This window comes from Shewanella psychropiezotolerans (assembly GCF_007197555.1).
In the GTDB taxonomy this organism is placed as follows: Bacteria; Pseudomonadota; Gammaproteobacteria; order Enterobacterales; family Shewanellaceae; genus Shewanella; species Shewanella psychropiezotolerans.
The window spans coordinates 3,029,903-3,047,562 of sequence record NZ_CP041614.1 but is presented as its reverse complement, the minus strand read 5'-3'; the positions used below and the strand labels follow the sequence as shown (position 1 = coordinate 3,047,562).

At 42.2% G+C, this 17,660-nt stretch carries 24 protein-coding genes and 4 pseudogenes; 11 read left to right on the top strand and 17 right to left on the bottom strand.

Going from position 1 to position 17,660, the window contains the following annotated elements; genetic code table 11:
• Window positions 1-337 precede the first annotated feature (337 nt).
• Complete coding sequence (locus tag FM037_RS13510; RefSeq protein WP_267874894.1) at window positions 338-652, bottom strand: Tn3 family transposase; 315 nt, start codon at window positions 650-652, stop codon at window positions 338-340.
• A 569-nt stretch (window positions 653-1,221) separates the two neighbouring features.
• Window positions 1,222-1,425 (bottom strand): recombinase family protein, encoded by a 204-nt coding sequence (locus FM037_RS30425; protein ID WP_407695643.1) that lies wholly within the window; start codon window positions 1,423-1,425, stop codon window positions 1,222-1,224.
• A gap of 219 nt (window positions 1,426-1,644) precedes the next feature.
• Here FM037_RS30425 and FM037_RS13500 point away from each other — a divergent pair, with 219 nt between their 5' ends.
• Entirely contained in the window at window positions 1,645-2,430 is a 786-nt protein-coding gene (locus FM037_RS13500) for a substrate-binding periplasmic protein (protein ID WP_144046430.1), read from the top strand.
• Window positions 2,431-2,456: 26 nt separating this feature from the next.
• On the opposite strand, the gene FM037_RS13495 is transcribed toward FM037_RS13500, so the two are convergent.
• The 8 genes and pseudogenes from FM037_RS13495 to FM037_RS13460 all read right to left on the bottom strand — a co-directional run bounded on the left by FM037_RS13495 (window position 2,457) and on the right by FM037_RS13460 (window position 8,256).
• Window positions 2,457-4,031: an ATP-binding protein gene (locus FM037_RS13495; protein WP_185977027.1), complete on the bottom strand. Its 1,575-nt coding sequence runs from the start codon at window positions 4,029-4,031 to the stop codon at window positions 2,457-2,459.
• A 323-nt stretch (window positions 4,032-4,354) separates the two neighbouring features.
• Window positions 4,355-4,705, bottom strand: coding sequence for a hypothetical protein (locus FM037_RS13490; protein ID WP_144046428.1), 351 nt, complete (start codon window positions 4,703-4,705; stop codon window positions 4,355-4,357).
• A 502-nt stretch (window positions 4,706-5,207) separates the two neighbouring features.
• Window positions 5,208-5,696: a lytic transglycosylase domain-containing protein gene (locus FM037_RS13485; RefSeq protein WP_221937506.1), complete on the bottom strand. Its 489-nt coding sequence runs from the start codon at window positions 5,694-5,696 to the stop codon at window positions 5,208-5,210.
• 68 nt (window positions 5,697-5,764) lie between these two features.
• Window positions 5,765-6,512, bottom strand: a pseudogene (locus FM037_RS13480) (endonuclease).
• A 9-nt stretch (window positions 6,513-6,521) separates the two neighbouring features.
• Window positions 6,522-6,746, bottom strand: coding sequence for a hypothetical protein (locus FM037_RS13475; protein WP_144046427.1), 225 nt, complete (start codon window positions 6,744-6,746; stop codon window positions 6,522-6,524).
• A gap of 14 nt (window positions 6,747-6,760) precedes the next feature.
• Window positions 6,761-6,997: a hypothetical protein gene (locus FM037_RS28820; RefSeq protein ID WP_221937505.1), complete on the bottom strand. Its 237-nt coding sequence runs from the start codon at window positions 6,995-6,997 to the stop codon at window positions 6,761-6,763.
• Window positions 6,998-7,216: 219 nt separating this feature from the next.
• Window positions 7,217-7,633: pseudogene (gene radC / locus FM037_RS13465) on the bottom strand (RadC family protein); the annotation flags it as partial.
• A 245-nt stretch (window positions 7,634-7,878) separates the two neighbouring features.
• Entirely contained in the window at window positions 7,879-8,256 is a 378-nt protein-coding gene (locus FM037_RS13460; protein WP_144046425.1) for a hypothetical protein, read from the bottom strand.
• Between the two features lie 918 nt (window positions 8,257-9,174).
• Between FM037_RS13460 and FM037_RS13455 the strand changes: the two genes are divergently transcribed.
• Both FM037_RS13455 and FM037_RS13450 read left to right on the top strand, forming a co-directional pair.
• Complete coding sequence (locus FM037_RS13455) at window positions 9,175-9,402, top strand: type II toxin-antitoxin system TacA family antitoxin (protein WP_221937504.1); 228 nt, start codon at window positions 9,175-9,177, stop codon at window positions 9,400-9,402.
• A complete protein-coding gene (locus FM037_RS13450) occupies window positions 9,386-9,706 on the top strand; it encodes a hypothetical protein (RefSeq protein ID WP_185977026.1) in 321 nt (106 codons plus the stop codon). The genes FM037_RS13455 and FM037_RS13450 overlap by 17 nt, the downstream gene beginning before the upstream one ends.
• 202 nt (window positions 9,707-9,908) lie before the next feature.
• Here FM037_RS13450 and FM037_RS13445 read toward each other — a convergent pair whose 3' ends face one another.
• From FM037_RS13445 to FM037_RS13420, 5 genes and pseudogenes are all read right to left on the bottom strand, one after another.
• Window positions 9,909-10,106 (bottom strand): hypothetical protein, encoded by a 198-nt coding sequence (locus tag FM037_RS13445; RefSeq protein WP_144046424.1) that lies wholly within the window; start codon window positions 10,104-10,106, stop codon window positions 9,909-9,911.
• 222 nt (window positions 10,107-10,328) lie between these two features.
• The gene (locus FM037_RS29455; RefSeq protein WP_229381186.1) at window positions 10,329-10,586 is read right to left on the bottom strand and encodes a single stranded DNA-binding domain-containing protein; all 258 of its coding nucleotides are present in this window, start codon (window positions 10,584-10,586) and stop codon (window positions 10,329-10,331) included.
• Between the two features lie 761 nt (window positions 10,587-11,347).
• Window positions 11,348-11,782, bottom strand: coding sequence for a hypothetical protein (locus tag FM037_RS13430; protein WP_144046422.1), 435 nt, complete (start codon window positions 11,780-11,782; stop codon window positions 11,348-11,350).
• Between the two features lie 14 nt (window positions 11,783-11,796).
• Window positions 11,797-12,080: pseudogene (locus tag FM037_RS13425) on the bottom strand (type II toxin-antitoxin system RelE family toxin).
• Window positions 12,070-12,323, bottom strand: a pseudogene (locus FM037_RS13420) (type II toxin-antitoxin system Phd/YefM family antitoxin). Before FM037_RS13420 ends, FM037_RS13425 begins: the two co-directional pseudogenes overlap by 11 nt.
• 307 nt (window positions 12,324-12,630) lie before the next feature.
• On the opposite strand from FM037_RS13420, the gene FM037_RS13415 reads away from it, so the two are divergent.
• The 4 genes from FM037_RS13415 to FM037_RS13400 all read left to right on the top strand — a co-directional run bounded on the left by FM037_RS13415 (window position 12,631) and on the right by FM037_RS13400 (window position 14,920).
• Window positions 12,631-13,017, top strand: coding sequence for an H-NS histone family protein (locus tag FM037_RS13415; protein WP_144046421.1), 387 nt, complete (start codon window positions 12,631-12,633; stop codon window positions 13,015-13,017).
• Between the two features lie 784 nt (window positions 13,018-13,801).
• On the top strand, window positions 13,802-14,413 hold the full coding sequence (locus FM037_RS13410) for a DUF2913 family protein (RefSeq protein ID WP_229381185.1): 612 nt from the start codon (window positions 13,802-13,804) through the stop codon (window positions 14,411-14,413).
• 1 nt (window position 14,414) lies between these two features.
• Window positions 14,415-14,684, top strand: a complete 270-nt coding sequence (locus FM037_RS13405; protein ID WP_144046420.1) for a hypothetical protein — start codon at window positions 14,415-14,417, stop codon at window positions 14,682-14,684.
• A 35-nt stretch (window positions 14,685-14,719) separates the two neighbouring features.
• Complete coding sequence (locus FM037_RS13400; RefSeq protein WP_144046419.1) at window positions 14,720-14,920, top strand: hypothetical protein; 201 nt, start codon at window positions 14,720-14,722, stop codon at window positions 14,918-14,920.
• 111 nt (window positions 14,921-15,031) lie between these two features.
• Here FM037_RS13400 and FM037_RS13395 read toward each other — a convergent pair whose 3' ends face one another.
• Window positions 15,032-15,226, bottom strand: a complete 195-nt coding sequence (locus tag FM037_RS13395; protein WP_144046418.1) for a hypothetical protein — start codon at window positions 15,224-15,226, stop codon at window positions 15,032-15,034.
• Between the two features lie 310 nt (window positions 15,227-15,536).
• Between FM037_RS13395 and FM037_RS13390 the strand changes: the two genes are divergently transcribed.
• The 4 genes from FM037_RS13390 to FM037_RS28815 are packed head-to-tail and all read left to right on the top strand — an operon-like array spanning window position 15,537 to window position 16,527.
• Window positions 15,537-15,800, top strand: a complete 264-nt coding sequence (locus FM037_RS13390; RefSeq protein WP_144046417.1) for a hypothetical protein — start codon at window positions 15,537-15,539, stop codon at window positions 15,798-15,800.
• Window positions 15,801-15,821: 21 nt separating this feature from the next.
• Window positions 15,822-16,085 carry a hypothetical protein gene (locus tag FM037_RS13385; RefSeq protein ID WP_144046416.1) on the top strand — a complete coding sequence of 88 codons (264 nt, stop codon included), beginning with the start codon at window positions 15,822-15,824 and terminating at the stop codon, window positions 16,083-16,085.
• Entirely contained in the window at window positions 16,073-16,264 is a 192-nt protein-coding gene (locus tag FM037_RS13380) for a type II toxin-antitoxin system HigB family toxin (RefSeq protein WP_144046415.1), read from the top strand. Before FM037_RS13385 ends, FM037_RS13380 begins: the two co-directional genes overlap by 13 nt.
• Window positions 16,265-16,275: 11 nt before the next feature.
• Window positions 16,276-16,527, top strand: a complete 252-nt coding sequence (locus FM037_RS28815) for a hypothetical protein (protein WP_221937503.1) — start codon at window positions 16,276-16,278, stop codon at window positions 16,525-16,527.
• Window positions 16,528-16,826: 299 nt separating this feature from the next.
• On the opposite strand, the gene FM037_RS13370 is transcribed toward FM037_RS28815, so the two are convergent.
• Window positions 16,827-17,473, bottom strand: a protein-coding gene (locus tag FM037_RS13370; protein ID WP_221937502.1) for an IS6 family transposase whose coding sequence is annotated in 2 segments (ribosomal slippage) — window positions 16,827-17,008 and window positions 17,008-17,473 — 648 coding nt in all. Because the reading frame shifts where the segments join, the coding sequence is not laid out codon by codon here.
• Window positions 17,474-17,660: the final 187 nt, after the last annotated feature.

Sequence of the window (17,660 nt, the reverse complement as noted above, 5' to 3'; positions counted from 1 at the left end):
AACTGTTTTTACTGGCTGATTTTTATCTTCGATTAAGCATTTTGTTGTTTGAACTCGTTAACTGGCCGAGATTATGCTGCCCGTCAGATCCCTTATACTTACCATCGAAGTCAAGAACAAGGCTCTCATTAAATAAACTAAACCTAAAGCGCAAGAAAATTTCTTGCGCTTTAGGTTTAGTTTAATAGACCAGTGGTGTTAACGTTATTGATTGAATTTAATGATGTTTTTGAGGCGTTTGCTGTAAGATCGTCGAATCAACTAAGCTCCTCTTTTGTTTTAGGGGTATGTTCAGTATACGTGTAATTTGTTGTCACATGTCCTTGACCACATGGCCTCAAACACTTACAGGGACTGGTTTAGGCTCTAAAGGTGAAGGCGGATCTTCCATATTCAAAGCCCACTGACCGAATCGCAATATATGCCCTCGAATATATGGACTTAGACTGCTCACCAACTCTGTTGTGATAGTAAACCCATCTTTAGACATCGTATGTAATACTTCTGTCAGATCGGCCACATTTTGAAGCATTATGGCATTTGTCACGACATCCATGTATTTCATCCGCTTTGATTGCTCTGCAGGATCACCACTTTTAATCACTGTCCCACCGAACGCTATCCACGCCATGAAACTGTGGAAAGATTCAATCTTGGTAGTTTTATTCCACTCTACAAGTTCAAAATGGGATGAAGCAGCCGCCCGAGACCTCTTTAATAAAAATATCGAGCACAGATAAAGTGGTCATAGGTAAAAGCGAGAGTAGCAGTGCGGCCCAGAATAACTTGAGCAGGAAACTCTGGTTCGCCGTTATGGTCGCTTATATTAGCGAAGTGAAATGCCTCAGGAACAGAGTCACCGAGTGGTTAAATAGAATATGCTTACCACACTTGGGATCAAATAGTGTGGCTGAGTGAATGTGGTAGCGACTTTTCCCGAAGATGCGACAGAACCGCTTTAGGTGCTTAGCGCCCTCTTGAGTCTGAAGTAAGTAGCGTGTGAGATCTCAGTCTTTTCCATTACCTCTCGTAATGAACATTCTTGATTAATCATCGATTGAGCCAGCTCTCGCCCTTTATGTGACTTACGTCCAAACTTGATCCCCGCCTCCATGGCTGCTTGTCGTCCGTCATTGGTTCTTTCTAAAATTCACTCTCGCTCAGCTTCTGCCACAGCGGCTAAGATTTGGATCACCATCTTCCCCATGGTGCCTTCGGTACTCAGTCCATTTTCGTACAGATAATCACATCGCCTCTTTCTGCTCGGGCAAGCAGTTTTTGCAGCCCTTCTCTTTTATCTGTCGATCCGGTCATTTTGTCCGTAAAAATACGATTGCTGCGGACACCGGCTTTTTTTAAGGTTTGAATTTGTAAATCTAGCTTTTGTTGGTTCGTAGAAACCCGGGCATATCCAAGTAAGGCCATTTTTCACTCAAATCAGTCTCAAATATCGATAGTGACGCTCTGCAGTGTCAAAACTGCAAAACCAAGACTTTTGATACTTATTTTTGCTATAGCAAAGGGAGTCTCACAAGTTATAAGTTTTGAGACCACATTCATCAACATAGATACTGTAGGATCAATCTGTGCAACAGAGCCATACTTAGCTAAGTGTTGAAACTTTTCCAAGCTTTGGAGTTTAATATGGTTAAGTACAGTATGTTTTCTTGGATGGTTGTTACTGCTTTATCTATCTGTTGTTTGTCGGTATTTTTGCTAAAAGCCGCCATCGCAGAAGAGGTATCAAAACCCACATTAATTGTGACCTATGGCTCTCATAACGCTGAGCCCTACGCAATAACCGAAAGTAATCAGTTGGTTGCTGGCATAATTAAAGACATCTCTGATGAAATTGCTGATGAACTTGATATCGATGTTACTTACATTAAAACACCACAAAAAAGAGTAGAGCGATACTTGACCAGTGGCGAGGTTCATTTTACACCTATCTCAAACCCTAAGTGGCTAACACCCAATGAAGCTTATGGCTGGAGTCTGCCACTTTTTGTGGAGCAAGATAGATTATGGGTTTTGAAAGAGTCTCCCAAAGTCATAGAGGAAGTAGAGGAACTCTTCGGAAAAGTGATCGGCACAATACGGGGCTTTATTTATCCGACCTTAACCCAATATTTTGAGCAGAAGCAGATTTACCGCTCAGATGTAAGGGAGATGCCATCGAATATCGCCAGATTACAGCTCAAACGTATAGATGGTTTTATAGGCTCAAGAACATTAGTGATGTTCGAACTTGCTAGGCAGCAAGACAGCGCGATTGCTTTAAGCCCCTTGGTGATAAGTGAGCACAATATTCATGGTGTACTGTCAAATAAGGCCCCAATCACTTTAGCCGAGCTTAATAATGCGATAGGTAAGCTAAATAGTAGTGGCGTTATCGATGGGATTATTGAGAAGTACGCCCCGAAAGAGTAATCTTTGCAACAGAGCCATCAAAGCTATTAGCTGCTTGCTGCTTGCTTCAAAATGGGAAAAGAAATATCCACCGTTAGTCCCTTACCGACACCACTGGTGAGCTTGATATGGCCATTCAGCTTTTGAGTGACGATATTATGAATAATGCTGAATCCTAGCCCACTGCCTCCTTCATCTCTTTTCGTGGTGAAAAAGGGCTCCATCACCTTTGGCAGAATATCATCAGCAATACCAATGCCATCATCACTATATTGTATGCTTACTTCATTCTCTTGAGCTGATACAGCAAGCGTAATTGTACCATTATTTTGCTCAGCAAAGCCGTGGATAATGGAGTTGGCTATCAAGTTAGTTATCACCTGAGATAGGAATCCCGGATAAATAAAGCACGAGCGCCCTTCAATACAGTCTAAATCAACCGTTACTTGTGCTCTTTTAGTTTTAGGCAACATGCTGTGAATCACTTCTTTGAAGTATTCAGATAGCAATACCTCTCGCACTTGTTCACTCATTTGATCGACTGATACTTGTTTAAAACTGCGAATAAGATCTGCCGCTGAAGATAAGTTTCTAGTTAAAATAGTTATTGAACTACGACTTGATTCTAAAAAAAAGTCAAAATCCTCCTCATTTAACTCCCCAGAGGCAAATTTCTTGGCTAATATTTCAATTTCATCTTGCAAAAAGCTGGTTGCGGTAACACTAATACCTATGGGGGTATTCACATCATGAGCAATGCTGGCCACCATTCTGCCCAATGAGTTGACTTTTTCTGTTTCAAATATTTGTAATTGTTGTTTTTTTTCAAGTTCTTGACGTTCTAATAATGCAGTTTTAAATAGTTGAAATGCCGTGTACATTTGATGTGCTTCTAAGGTGATAGAGTATTGAGGTATTTCTGTCTCATAATTGCCTTTACCAAGATCAATCATTCCTTGGGAGATATTACTGACTTGTTCAGTTATTTTTCCCGTTAAAAAATAAAAGATGATAACCAGTAATGTACACGCAATGAGTATGCATGAAATTATCCACAAACTTAACGTATTTGCTAGGGCTAGTTGAGACGAAATATCTATGCTCATCTCTAATACGCCGCGCACATCACCTAATTTCCAGTCTGATTTAGGCGTTAGTGGGTGATTATTATGACAATCAACACAAGTTTGAACTTGCATTTGATCAGAAATCGCGACTCTTAATACCGTATGATCATTTTCTTTATTGATGACACTAATTATTTTGCTTGGATTTTCATTAAGTTCCAACCACGCTTTTTGTTGAAAAGGGTCAAGTACGATATGTTGACGGTTAGGAAAAGGGTAAGGGCTGTATAAGTTCAATTTACTGCCATGTTCATCAAACAGCTGGCTTAAATCGTGAATCATGGTTGCTGGCAGAGGGATTTTATCAGTCTCATTTAAGTGCTTAATCACCGGTGCTAATACGACATACGCTTGCACTTTCTCAACAATATTTTTGGTGTAATAAACACGTAATAATTTCAGTTGTTTTAATGAGTTAAGTGCTGTGTGTAATGCATGTTGCTCAGCATTTCTTTCAACCACCATTGGAATAGAAAAACTAAGTACCGCTAACATAATCGCCATAATAAGCGAAAGTGGGAATATTATCTGGAACCGTAAATTATTTTGAAAGAATGACATAGCTATCATATTTTTCTGAGCTTGACCATTGCTTAGTCCATCACTGAAATATAGCCATAGATGACTTAGAAAGAAACTTAACAAGTGTGTGGCTGTGACTATGATTGTAACTGTTGGTTACTAATCAGAACCTACAGCACAAATAATAATGTCGTAGGAAAATTGTCGATACTTAAGTTTCATGAGATAGCAGGCCTAAAACAAAAAAGGAGCTTAGCTGAATCGACGATCTTTGCAACAGAGCCCTCAACTGTGCCCTATTTATCTCCATTCAATATTTGCGAAATCTTATACTCTGCTTTTTCGATCACTTCTTTATGCTTGGCACTCGCCTTATTCAAATCAACGCCTCCCTCATTGAAAGTCTGATAATGAACCAGGCTTGAGGTGTACTGGTTCTTCACCACATAAGTAAGAATGGTCTCCATTAACTCACGCGTTGATAGCCCATCATCATTATCTGAGTGCGCTAAAAGGCGCAACGCAAACAACGTTAACTCCCTCATTGCCTCCGCATCACTGGTCAGATTTTTGCTTTTTTTGTAATCCACCACGTTTGAATACAACTCAGGGGCACAAGCCACCTGGATCACTTTATTTCTAGCCATCACAAGACACTCCCTTCACTCAAACGTCCAATACAGATGTATTGCACCGTCGAAATAACAATGAGAATCGGGCAATACACCGGTATTTCGCGCGTTTTTTGAGTATTGCACAGGCAAGACACCAAAACAACAAATGATGAATAAACAGTAACTTGCAATAACCCTCAAAATGCAATATACGTGCAATACGCTTAACGCCAGTCCCGGCCGTAACTCCATCTAATACTATAGTATTGGACGAGCAATATACGTGCAGTACGCTTTTACCGGGATTCCAAACGGGTTTTTAAAAATTTACTTACTGATCAGCTGTAACTTTAATTAAATATAAATCAGTAAGTTAACCTTGCAAGCAGCCATTGAAATGACCTGTCATTTCTGCGTGGGGTGTGGTCCTCTTCTCGACGTAAAATTAACCATCTAATGACTGATGGCTCATATTACAATTTAGGCGATTTTTTTGCTTAGTGTGAACCGATAGCCTTCAGATTGGCGTTTGAAATCACATTTTTGGGAAGGAATATGTAGACGGATTGAGGGTGGCCAGGGCGGCTTTTATTTTTCGAATATAAGTCAATCGTCGCGTGAGGGTCTTGGCACTAAATCCAGCATTGTAGGCACCAACACTATTCCAGTTATAACCATGGGTCGAAAAATTTTGAGACAGCACCCAGGCACCAATATGAACGTTGTAGCACGCATCTGATAATAGGGTGTCTTTATTAACACCGAACGGACTTAAGCGAGAAAACCAATGTGAATTTATTTGCATCAATCCATAATCAGTGCTGATCGTTTTACCTTGTGAGTTTCTATTAATATTAATGGCGTGTGATTGATAATCACTTTCGACATTAGCAATGGCGCTTAATAGTTTGGCGTTAACATGATAATAGCTCCCAGCCTCATCAAAACAAAACGCATGCGCGTTTAATGAAGTGAGTGCGGTCAGTACGATCAGTTTTTTCATAGATGCAAAAATAAAGGCCACCAGGGCCTTTATCGTACCAGCTAAATTTGTCCGTTTACATTACCGACGAATATTCACTTGTCAGTCACCTAGGCTTTTTTCCATAGACCTGCTGCTTCACAGCGGCTTTGTGTTATCGAGTTCCTACTCTTCTGCAGCGCCTCAATACGCTTCACTCGCTTACACTCCCAGGCACTCACCGGATAGGTTTTATCCCACGCATTCATGAGCTGCTTTTGCTGCTTGCTCATGCTGTATTTAGGATAGGTGTTATCCATATACAGGTAAGTCCTGGCAATACGCCCTCGCGCACCGACGGGTGGCTCCGCTTTACGGTTATCAATTTTCATCTGACAAGAACCGAACTCACCCCCCCTGGCAGCATGGTGAAGTTGTAATTTGAGCGCATGGCATTCACAGCTCCAATGGCCGGAAACAGATTAAACATATCGGCTTGCATGTATCGATAATCAACATTTATTTTTCGGCGCACTTACGGCCCTTAAACGATTTCCCTTTACTGTCGACACATTGTGCATGCCCCTCTCGCCACTCACTGTATGCGCGACCAAAATTTTCTGCCGGTACCACATGTTCCCACTCAACTTTTTTGGCACGCTTAACATGCTTGGTGGTAGTGAAACCTGCTGGAGGACTTATTTTCTTCTTCGCATCAAAGTTGGCGCCACAATATACCGTTTCACGGTGATCTTGATAGACCTGTCGTTCCAACATTTTCTTTGCTTTACTGAACGACTGGTTAGACTCATTAGCGGCCACAACACTACCGCTAATCAATACGAGTCCACCGACTAATACGCCCTTAAACACATTCATTGATATTCCTTATTCTGTTCTATTAAAGTCTGAAATATAAGCCGTTAACTCAGCAATTTTAACCTTGTCTGTCATCGATACCTTGGCAATGGGATGCACCAATGACGGATGCAACACATAACACCATTCGCCCTGAATGTCAGTGTAATACTGGCTAGGGTCCAGTGCCAAAACACACAGATTCATGCAAATATCATCATTGAGCAAGGTACAAATCGCATTACAAGCCATCACGGTTAACCCTTGGGTTAATCCCGACTATTCAATATGTCTTTATACCCAAGCGAGGACTCGATCCGCTCATCAATGGATATCACCCCCGTCGCTAACAACATCAACTGCCAAGCACAGTAACCTATCGGGTTATGCTCTTTACTCTCAATCGTCGTTTCCCAGCGTCTTGCGGCTTTACAGCCTTTGAGATTGTAAGATTTCCCCAAAAAATCCCCCAGTCTGGCTTGCGGGAAACCGAGCAAGTTCCGCAACGATTTAACCTCTTCCGGCGTCGGGGGTAAATAATCAGGGTGTGTTTTAGGTAACGAACACGGCCGATTTCGAAAAGCTTCAATGGTTACGGCAGTAGCACGGCCATATCCTGGACGGGTCTGACTCATTAAATGAACTCCGCTTTGGTGTTACGTTTATGGGCTGCATTGCAGCCCTACGCACTTTTTAGCGGCCAGCTCTATGACCGCAACAATGACTTATAACCAGCCTCTTTCAGCAAAGGAAACCGTTTCCCCTACCCCGATCACAAAATGATCGAGCACATTGACATCGATCAATGCTAACGCCTGTGATACCCGTTCAGTGATGCGCCTGTCCGCTTGGCTAGGCTCAGCGATACCTGAAGGATGGTTATGTGCGAAAATGACCGAAGCAGCGTTATATTCAAGCACTGATTTGACCACCTCACGTGGATAAACGGAAGCGCTGTCGATACTCCCTCTGAACAACTCCACAAACTCAATTAAGCGGTGTTGGCTATCTAGCATCAAGATAGCAAATACCTCATGCTCTTTGTGTACCAAGCGGTTAACACAAGCTGCACGTGCTAAATCTGCACTAGACAGTGCTGAAGCCGTACGCATTTTCGATTCAATGATCGCAGCGGCTTGCACAAGGATGGTGTTTTCTTCATTGGTAAACATCGCGTTTTCTCGCTTAATCGGTCTTGGATTACTCCCGATTTGTGACCCACAACACCGCCCCTTACGGGCGGTTGCAACATTATTGTTCTTGCTAAATTCTCTGATCTTGTCGTCTTCCCGCGTAAACCATTGAGCTGAATTCTGCACCTTTTGGCACCTACTCAGATTTACTACTGATCCCCGTTGAGACTGACACTCTTGGCTGTCATGCTTAATCATGACCATGTGCTCCACATTTTATTGAGCCGGGCGCTTTGCTGTGGCCAATCAGGCAGAGTATTAGCCGCATGTTGACGGAAGTTAATACGCTGATGGACATTACAACCTTGTAAGCGATGAATAAGGCTATCGTAACGCTCAAATGACAGGACTAATGGCAGCCCATAACGTGACACTGCGATGGCATTGTGTGACGGGCGCACAGAGCCAAAGCGCCCGAGTAGCATTAGTTGATAATATTCACGATAACGCTGCATGAAAGTCTGTTGCTTTCTGAAGATATCGGATTGGGAGGAGCCTGCTTGTATCTTGTAACGAGCAGTCTCGATGAGGGTTTTAGTGGGAGTTGTCTGTGTAGGAAGTGAGCTTGTCATTGCATTATCTCCAGTGGTTTTCGGTATCGTCTTTTGTGTTCGCCTGTCTTCCTGAGCTCAACGCATGTTCAGACTGACAAGGGCGCGCAGCGGCGAAGCCTCCCTTGCCTGACGGGTTATGCGATGAGACAGATCAGAAGTCAGAGCGAAGGCAAAAATGAGATAACAACGGCTGATAAATGACGAGCGAAGGATTGAAGCAGGCTTACGCACACTTAAGCGTCGAAGTGACTGGAAGTGCTCTGGCTTGGTGTTTTGATGGATCAGGTTATCGACGCTCTACCAGGCCAGTTGTGAACTTACGAGAGCATAGCGTGACAATGTGTTTATGATCCTAGCGACCCGATGGAAAGATGTTCTTCAATATTCTTATGGCTGTCGCAGGATTTAACGTTGACTGAATACGGATGCGAACCCGCGAAGGAATGGCAATAGCCCCCTGCTAAAGGGAAGCAGCCCAAACTTGCTAACCAGCAACAAAAAGAGTGAGGTGGAATGCGTGAAACAGGTCAATGTTAGATTAGTCGTTCAGCTATTTTTTTCACTTCAAGCAGAGTGATGTAATCTGTATACAACAAAGGAATACTCAATGGGTGACTTAACTAAAGTGTTCGCAGTACCAAGAGCAACGATCACTAGATCAATCAAACGTCAGTTCCCTGCCACATACCGATCAAATTCACATCGCTGTGATAGGTGCAATTCACACCTATCAAAAACGATACATGATGACTGACACCCAACATCATTGTTTTGAAAGTGTGTGTCATTCTGGCGTACAGATTGTACAAAAATCATATTTGTATGCCACAATGACACCAGATAAACTTACATTAAAAGCGTAGGTTAATGATGGCTATTAATGCAGCACGTAAAGACGTCCGTTTGGTTGCACGAACTTCGACATAGATACAAGAAATGATCCAGCGGGCTGCGGATCATTCCGGAGCGACACTCTCTCAGTTCCTTATTGAATCGGCAATGGATAGAGCACGTAGTGTGATTGAACGAACCGAAACATTACATCTGTCGATGGCAGATGCAGATGCCTTGTTTGCCGCGTTGGAGAACCCACCCAAAGCAAACAATAAGCTAGTTAAAGCTGCACAGCATTACAGGGATACAGTGAATGTCCCTCACCGTTGAAGCTATTACCCAGCAACATCATCGCAAAAGGTTTGATTGTGGCGTCACTGAACTCAATCAGTTTTTGCAACAACAAGCCCGACAGAAAACCGCAAAACATATTTCAAAAAACTATGTGGCGTGTCAAGACTCGGCACCCACTGTGATTATGGGTTATCACACGCTTACAGGGTACTCAGTGACAACACCACTTTCCCACAGAGATTATAAAAAGTACCCTCACCTGCTCAGTGCGGTAAAACTGGCCCGCCTTGCCGTGGGGTGTGAGCTACAAGGTCAGCGTTTAGGTGAGCGATGCGCATGACGACCAATGTGCCGCTAGGTCTAAGCTGCCTCCCTTTCTACTCTTTTAAAGCGCGCAAGACGCTGGGAGCTTTGCTTTGGATCTCTGTATACGCAGATTCAGCCTAGCGCTCATAATTTAGGGCGTGATCATTCTCCGATGATTCATGCATAAGACCCAACAGGTGATCCACTGACGAGTCATTCAGCCCTCTATCCTAACGCTATCGACCTCGTGTAGTCCCTCGCTCATCAAGGACCTCAAGCATAACACCTGTGGTGAAATACAACTGCTTATGTACCATGAGTACATCCGCTAAAATTGCATTACACACATCCTTTTTAATCTCAGTTTCTAGGTGAAGAAATAGTCCATTTAACAGGTCGACTTTCTGGTACAGCATAAATTCATCAGTCATCATTCTCATCCATCGTTGGCACACTAAGACAGTGCCTCTGCCATTATTCACACATTTAGCAAACGGGAACAGATAAAATGGATGCTGTCATTCTTCTACTCAGTGAATGATTGATGCAATACTGTAGTCCCCTCCCTGAGATTAAAAATAGTCAAATTCACTCTCTTCTTTATCAAGCAGGCGCTCGAACTGAAGCTGACCGTCACTTACCCACCACATTCGACCTCAATCTGTATAAACTCTTAAATCCTTAGCAAGCTGATCAAGCGTATCGTGTGAGGTCACACCATAAGACGCGAGATACCACGCAACCGAAGCTTGATTGCCCGCAGGCATATATGAAGGGGATTGAACATGAGATTGCGGTTCTTGTTGGTATGGCGCTTTTTCTTCTAGCGTGATAGCGGCGATACGACGGGGTAAAATTGAAATAGATTCAGCGGTCATGCTGTGACCCAGCTCCATAACACCTTGGTTGGTCATTCATCCATGGCTCGCAACGTGGCTCACCAATGATCAATAACCGCATCCCTTTTTGCAGTAATTTAGCCAGGTGCGGCCCGTCTTTCTTCCAATAATCAATGGATACCCAATACCCGCCTTTATCCACTAAGCCTTCATTGTTTGAGCCATTGACTAAGCGATCATACTTCAATGTAAATTTAAGTAAGGGGCCTAAGCTCACCTCTACTGCGCTCGTTACCTTCTAAATGCGTAATACTGGGTGCCTGGCCTATATTGCCTTCTACAACGGATAAACCTCTGAACATGGGGAACTCCCTAAACAAAAATGAATGACTAATGTCAATTCATCACGCTAAAGGAAACGCAAGCGGATAGTTCAATCAAAAGAAAATAAATTATTTATTAGTTTGATTGTCAATGAGGGAGTAATTACGTGGTATGTCATTTAGTTATCTTAAGGCTACTCATAATATTCAGCCGCTTTCATACGACCTCGTTCCGTTAAGGAGAATGCCAGTTGAAGCGAGGTATTTCTGTATTTACTCAGAAAGCCATTACGGTGCAGAGTATGGCAAGAAGTCCTGAAGTTTGTGGCCAAAACATCAACCTCTCGACTTTGATTTATCATTTCCAGTAGGTTAATAGCAGGGATAGCTTGGACCACATCTCTTAATTCGAGCTGGTACAGTACAAATAAGATATCTTTTTGCGTAGAAGAAAACCTCACAACCCCACCTTAATCATATGTGACATGATTAAGGGAAAGTCTAAGCGTAAACTCACGGTGCTACATCATTAAATCGCTGCATACAAAGTTCAGAGCAGAAAATCATCTCATCATTATCTCTTACGATTGAATCATAAGGGTGCTCAATAAGACTGTCACAGTATTCACAATTTGGTTTAATCACCTCAGTGCATGCGAACTCTGGGAAAACAACCAGCGCTAAATACGTGTCAAACGACACCCTAGTGCTAAAGTTATCTGTTGAAATTGAAAACCAAGCATTCTCTAGTTCCGGATCGCCAATGGATTGATCAATCATCATCTTGATATCTGATGCATTACAATCATAGTGAACACCACAGATAATAAATGATGCCTTTCCCGCCGAGCTAAAGTTAACCAGGACTTGATGGGCAAAACCATCGCCCCAGGTGTTATCGAACTTGAAAGACTTCGATCCATTTTGACCCGACTTGTGTTTCACCATTTTTATCACCCCTACTAAATTCTTTTAACAGCAATTTTATAAACCTGATTTCGATCTCGCTTACCCACTGCAACGACCGACACAACAATATCACGATCCCTGACTTCATAAACTAAGCGGTAACCAGCGCTCCTCAGTTTTATCTTGTAGCAGTCTTTCATTCCGCTTAATCGAGCAGATTCAACTCTTGGTTGTTCAAGTCGCTCTATCAGTTTTTTTTGAACTGATGCTTAATCGTTGAATCCAGATTTTTCCATTCTTTTTGTGCATCTTGTTTAAAAACCAGCCTATAGGTCATCAATACTGACCTCTATTTCTGGCTGATTTTTACGTTCCTGTACCAGTTGAGCAAGCTCTAGGTCTTCAAGTTTGTCCATCATCAGCTCATAGGCGACCGCTGGAACACAGTAAAATACCGGTTGGTTACGATTTAGTACCGCCACGGGAAAGCCACCCCCTGTTCGATGACAGCCATAGGGTTCTTTTTTAACTCTGAGATACTCGTAGAGTTGTCCGCTAATATTGGTCTGACTGTTTGCATAATCTCGCACCTAGAAACCATTTAAGAGTGCTTATTATAGGTCTTTTAATATACACAAACAATATGACTGGTTAAATGGTCTTATTTCTTCTTTGATGGTATTTCCAGAGTCAGTTCAACACCAACGAGTCGTACATCAATTTATTCGAGTATGTGAGCCCAACAGAGAAACCATCAAAATAACTTGACCTACAAGGGTTATATCTAGATATACTAAGCCTCCAAGGAGCCTAGGCAACAATCCAGTGCCTAGTAGCAGTCGCTCGATTAAATGGATGTTTTCACCAACCTCAAAGAACCTATATCAATGTCAGATTTTTTAGCAACACTCACTCATGGCCGTAAGTTTAAAGCGGCAGTAATAGATCTTCCTATTGAAGACCTAAAGTTATTCCAGGATAAACTCAACGCACTCATCGATGACCGCGAGGCACAAGAAGCGGCTGATTTAGAGATGAACGCTGAGCGTAACGCACAAATTGATGCTATCCGTAAACAGATGGCAGAACTTGGACTAAACACGGAAGACTTGGACGCTGTTAAGGCGCCAAAGAAAAAACGTGAGCCTCGTCCAGCGAAGTATAAGATTGAAGTGGGTGGTGAAACCATCACCTGGACAGGCCAAGGCCGTATGCCAACAGTATTTAAGAAAGAACTGGACGAAGGTTTTGAACTAAGCGATTTCTTAATCTAGTTATACTTCTTCCTTCCTGTGTTCCTAAACAGCGACATTGCGAGTAAGACGGGAACACAGAACCTTTAGGAAGAGCGTGACTATAATCGGGTATAGCAACGTTATTCTCCCCCCAAAGGCTATTTAACTGTAGTTCATTATGCAGTTTTTGTTTTATATAAGGACAGTAAGCTACTGAATCCATTCAGAGGTCTTCATGTTTGAGCATGTTCTTAAACTTTATTGCCACAAGTGTAATGAAGTTTTTTGGCTCCTCAGAACAACGTATTTATACCTATTTACCATTTAAGGTCAGCTGCCCTTTTTGTATCGAAGACCAGATCATCCCTGATGATCACAGAGGACGTCGTCACTTACTGCCTGTGTGTCAGCTAGGGATATATGAATGCAGTCGCCATTTGTCGCAGGTTAACCAAAACAACACCACACCGATAGAATATTCTCAGCGCTGAGTGATGATAAGTCACAAAAATGAAGGCGCTGCAGTAAATATTTGTCAGCTTAAGCAGAAAAGGCCTGCTTGACTAAAAGAACGGTTTGTCACCACGCTCCTCTGTAACCTATGCTATCACTAGGCTGTAGTCAAAAAATCGATTTTAAAAACATCCATCTGCAAAGTGATGACCCGTTGAATGAACAGTAAATGGTGACCGCCTGCATATTCATGATTTTATTGCCTTAAATAATCACGGGGAATGCTCACATTCGGGCCTTGATAAGGATAAATAGAGTTATAAAATGATAAAATCGAATCCATTTTTATTCCACAGCTGTAGGTATTTGTTTGAATGAACTCCCTTACCAGAACGTAATGAAGCGCCTGGTTGATAACTCGCTGCTGCACCTGTACATCACCGTTGCAGAAACTTCTCGGATTGTGCCGGTTCATAAGCGTAATGAGATATTGGTACGTCACTTGAAACCGATGCTTAAGGACAACCGTTATCGACGAGTCAAAAGTGAATTACGGAGATTGCTGGCTACTGGTCGAAGTGCAAAGGGAGATTTAGAAGCTCAATTGATTGATGTAAAAGGCTTAGCCCATCAAGTCGAACAAAATGCCTCAGGTGCACAAAGGTTATTTAGCCTGCTTGAGATCTTAAGGTATGAACAAGGGCTGGATAGCCGGGTCGTCAATGAAACAGAAAGAAGGATGCCAGGTCTTATCTATCTGTTGCGAGATCACATTGATAACGGATTCAATGATGCTGGTGAGCAAGTTGCGCCGGTGTCGCTGTTTTTAGAATCGGATAAGATCGATGGGCTTGTAGAAGCAATTGATCTGACCGAGTTATTTAGCGCTGAGATGCAGCAGATGAATGAAGATAAGCAGCAAGCTCATATCTTATTGCATCCAATACCGAGGTCTGGTGACGGTGAGTTAGCAGGGCTTTAGAGTGAAAGGCAACATGAGTGTTTATTATGCCTTTGAATATCCTCAAGGCCGCGTTCAAAGTGTAGGAGAGCCCAATCCAGTCACTGGAGAGCAGAATATTAACGGTCTGCTTTTTGCGTTTTCAACAAAAGAGAAGCGAGATCGCTTTATTCAATGTGAGACAGTAGCGAGTCGACGGGCGTCCATTACTCATAAAGATGTCAGATCTGTGCATTTGGGCATGTCACTCAAAGTGTTCAGGGACATGCTGGTAAATATAGACGTGTTATAGTCTACGGCTCAGTAATATTATTTTAAGGGAATGTATTGAAAGACAGTGATTTTTCTTCGAGTGTCGTAGATGGTCAACTCAAAGTGGTTAATGGCGATAACTACTGGTTAGTTGAAATTGGGCGATTATTTGTGACGGGTAAGTTTGAAGGTCAAGATATTGTCGAGTTTGCATCAGCGTCGATAACAACCCGAAGAGAGTTTGTTTTATGGATCCAGCGAGTTTTCTATTGCTAGTGAGCTCATGGTAAATACTATCCAGCAGAAAGATGAGCATGACAGGAAAGGTCAAAAATCATTATTCTTTAGGCTCTCCACAAGGTTGGCCATATGGGTAGGTTTAATCAATCAGAGAATGCTGATATCTTCTTCTGTCAGCCCTAACTCATGCATTAACTGTTTTTGCTCAAGACGCTCTTCGATGCTGCGTCTGGTCTTATTTATTTTTCGTTCTCCTTCCGTCTTAGGTTTAGGAGACTTACGTACTTTACTGGCTTCATGATTGATCGTGAAGCGCTGAGCTTCGAGCGTAGTTTTAGTCATAATATTGCCCCGGTTAGGGTAGCTAAATGGTATTATAACCTTATAAAAATAACATTATGCGTCTTTTGTCTTTATTCTCTTTGCCTCTAAACACAAGAACGGTAGAACATGACAATAAACAAACCATAACCAATTGATGGTATAGAATTATTGTTGAAACTCTTATAGAGTCGATAACAAAATAATGTTTATTCATATTCATCAGACTATCGATTATTTGATGAGTGATTTGATTAGGCCTAGGCTATTGCAAAACGCGGCTGGGTGCAGTAAAACAACGGAAGTAAAAGCGGATTAGGGTAAAACATCGATGAAAGCATTAAAAGGCAGCACCGAAGGCCAGCGTAAATACGCGACAATTATACGTGCTCAAGCATTGAAGCGACACCCTTGGGGACTCAATACCAATGCGGCTGATAAAGTCACCTTTCGGCTGCAGATGATGACGTCAGCCTTGTTCTTCATTAAGTACAAGGCTGAATTAGAGGCGGGAGATGTGATTAAATGTTTAACTCTTTACGATGAAGATAATTATCAACGCCGAGCTAAGTTTGCTCAAGCGCGTGCTCGTTAGACTAAAACTTGAATCTTTCTCATGAATAAAGCCCCTAAATTGCAATTCCCTCCAGATATATCTGTAGAGCGACAAGGTAAAACTTATGTCATTTTTCGTATTGGAGTCGGTGAGATCTGCGGCGTTGTACTGAGTGAAACCCCACTTCAGCCCTACCTTAAAGTCAAGTTAGACAGCAATAAAACTATTGTGGCATCAGTGGCGCAGAAAATGTCATTTTCAGAAGACAACTGCATACTTGTCAAAAGTCGACTTTACTTCCCACAACCAAGATGTCAGCTGTAGTAAGAAAATTTTTTGCAACATTAGATAACTTTAAGTACGAAGATAAATGGTGGGTAATTGATATAGGCGGTAACAACTTGAGACTGATTGCTTTTATTGAGTTTAAAGATAATCGAATGTATGTGAAGCATATTTGCTCTCATGCTGATTATGACCAAATTTGTAAGAAGTATTCGTAGAGGACTTAATTATGAACATAGCTAAACTGAAAGAACAAGCCAAATCACTGTTTTCAAGCGCAGATTTCATTACTCATATTCATAATGAGAAAGACTACGAATCAGCATTGGAGTTAATGGATGAATTAATTGAAGACTATGATGAGCAAAAGCCATTAATTGAAGTGCTTTTTCTTTCTATAGAGAGATGGGAAGACGAGTCAGAAGAGTTTTCAGAGTTCAATGCAAAAATTGAATCATTAGGTAGTGGATTTCTGTTTTAAGGGTTTTGATGGATCAACATAAACTCAATACTACTGATTTTCAAAATGAAATTGGCGGGAAAAGTATGGTGTCTATGATTTTGAATAGTAAAAGAAACCTCTCTCTTGAACAGATCAAGCATTATCAAATAGATTTGGGGTTTCTCCTCAGTTGTTCATTTGATTAATAAGGAAATAAGCGGGGTCGATCATGGTAAAGGTTCAATTAAACAATACTGAAGTAGAGTTGAAATCATTAGATAAAAGGCTTCTGTCGCATCTTCGGGAAAGGAAGTGATCGCAATATCCTCCAGACACGGTTAAACCGCTAAAGAATAAAATTGCCCCCATAGCATCATTTCACCAGCATCCTCCATTTGACCTTTGCGAAGCATTTGCCACAACTCTACACCGGCTATCGTGGCTTCAGTCCCAGCCATCGATTTGAACCCAAGGGCGGTACGCATCTTCCACTTCACCGCTCGGTGGCTTTGCTCTACATGTTATTGAGGTATTTAACCTGCAGCACCTCGATTATATAAGCGGCCATACCGGCGAACCAGAGTTGCCAGTTCAAGTTATCCAGGGCCGCGCTGTTACTGCCACTTTTATCAATCACAACCTTCTCAGGCAAACCATGCTGCCCGATAGCTTTGTTAAAGAAGTCTCTGGCGGCAGCTTCATCTCGCTTTTCACTTAACATAAAATCGATAGTGTCGCCGTATTTATCGACGGCTCGGTACAGGTAAAACCAAAGGCCTTTAACTTTGATATACGTTTCATCCATTCGCCACGAGCCAGACACTGAGCGCTTCTTGCCGTGACGAAACACAGCTTCCAGCAAAGGAGCATATTCCAACACCCAGCGATGGAGTGTCGCATGGTCAACGTTAACACCACGTTCTGCCAGTAACTCTTCGATATCGCGGTAACTCAGCTTATAAGCAACATACCATCGAACGGCCATCAGTATAGTGGCTGAAGGAAACTGTTTTTGGCGAAGCTTAAAGCCATAGGGAAAATTCACATATCAAATAAAAAGCCAGCTTAGCATCACTGCAGGGCTGACCTATGTATCGTCTGCTTATCAAGTTCTACATGTAGATCATCTCCGAAACTTCAAGATGCGACAGAACCGTTTTTGAACCATGCCG

Coding starts and splice junctions, on each gene's coding strand:
- FM037_RS30425 (WP_407695643.1), bottom strand. CDS start 1,425: ATGGCCTTACTTGGATATGCCCGGGTTTCTACGAACCAACAAAAGCTA.
- FM037_RS13500 (WP_144046430.1), top strand. CDS start 1,645: ATGGTTAAGTACAGTATGTTTTCTTGGATGGTTGTTACTGCTTTATCT.
- FM037_RS13495 (WP_185977027.1), bottom strand. CDS start 4,031: ATGTTAGCGGTACTTAGTTTTTCTATTCCAATGGTGGTTGAAAGAAAT.
- FM037_RS13490 (WP_144046428.1), bottom strand. CDS start 4,705: ATGGCTAGAAATAAAGTGATCCAGGTGGCTTGTGCCCCTGAGTTGTAT.
- FM037_RS13460 (WP_144046425.1), bottom strand. CDS start 8,256: ATGACAAGCTCACTTCCTACACAGACAACTCCCACTAAAACCCTCATC.
- FM037_RS13455 (WP_221937504.1), top strand. CDS start 9,175: ATGATCCAGCGGGCTGCGGATCATTCCGGAGCGACACTCTCTCAGTTC.
- FM037_RS13450 (WP_185977026.1), top strand. CDS start 9,386: ATGTCCCTCACCGTTGAAGCTATTACCCAGCAACATCATCGCAAAAGG.
- FM037_RS13445 (WP_144046424.1), bottom strand. CDS start 10,106: ATGATGACTGATGAATTTATGCTGTACCAGAAAGTCGACCTGTTAAAT.
- FM037_RS29455 (WP_229381186.1), bottom strand. CDS start 10,586: ATGACCAACCAAGGTGTTATGGAGCTGGGTCACAGCATGACCGCTGAA.
- FM037_RS13430 (WP_144046422.1), bottom strand. CDS start 11,782: ATGGTGAAACACAAGTCGGGTCAAAATGGATCGAAGTCTTTCAAGTTC.
- FM037_RS13415 (WP_144046421.1), top strand. CDS start 12,631: ATGTCAGATTTTTTAGCAACACTCACTCATGGCCGTAAGTTTAAAGCG.
- FM037_RS13395 (WP_144046418.1), bottom strand. CDS start 15,226: ATGACTAAAACTACGCTCGAAGCTCAGCGCTTCACGATCAATCATGAA.
- FM037_RS13390 (WP_144046417.1), top strand. CDS start 15,537: ATGAAAGCATTAAAAGGCAGCACCGAAGGCCAGCGTAAATACGCGACA.
- FM037_RS13385 (WP_144046416.1), top strand. CDS start 15,822: ATGAATAAAGCCCCTAAATTGCAATTCCCTCCAGATATATCTGTAGAG.
- FM037_RS13380 (WP_144046415.1), top strand. CDS start 16,073: ATGTCAGCTGTAGTAAGAAAATTTTTTGCAACATTAGATAACTTTAAG.
- FM037_RS28815 (WP_221937503.1), top strand. CDS start 16,276: ATGAACATAGCTAAACTGAAAGAACAAGCCAAATCACTGTTTTCAAGC.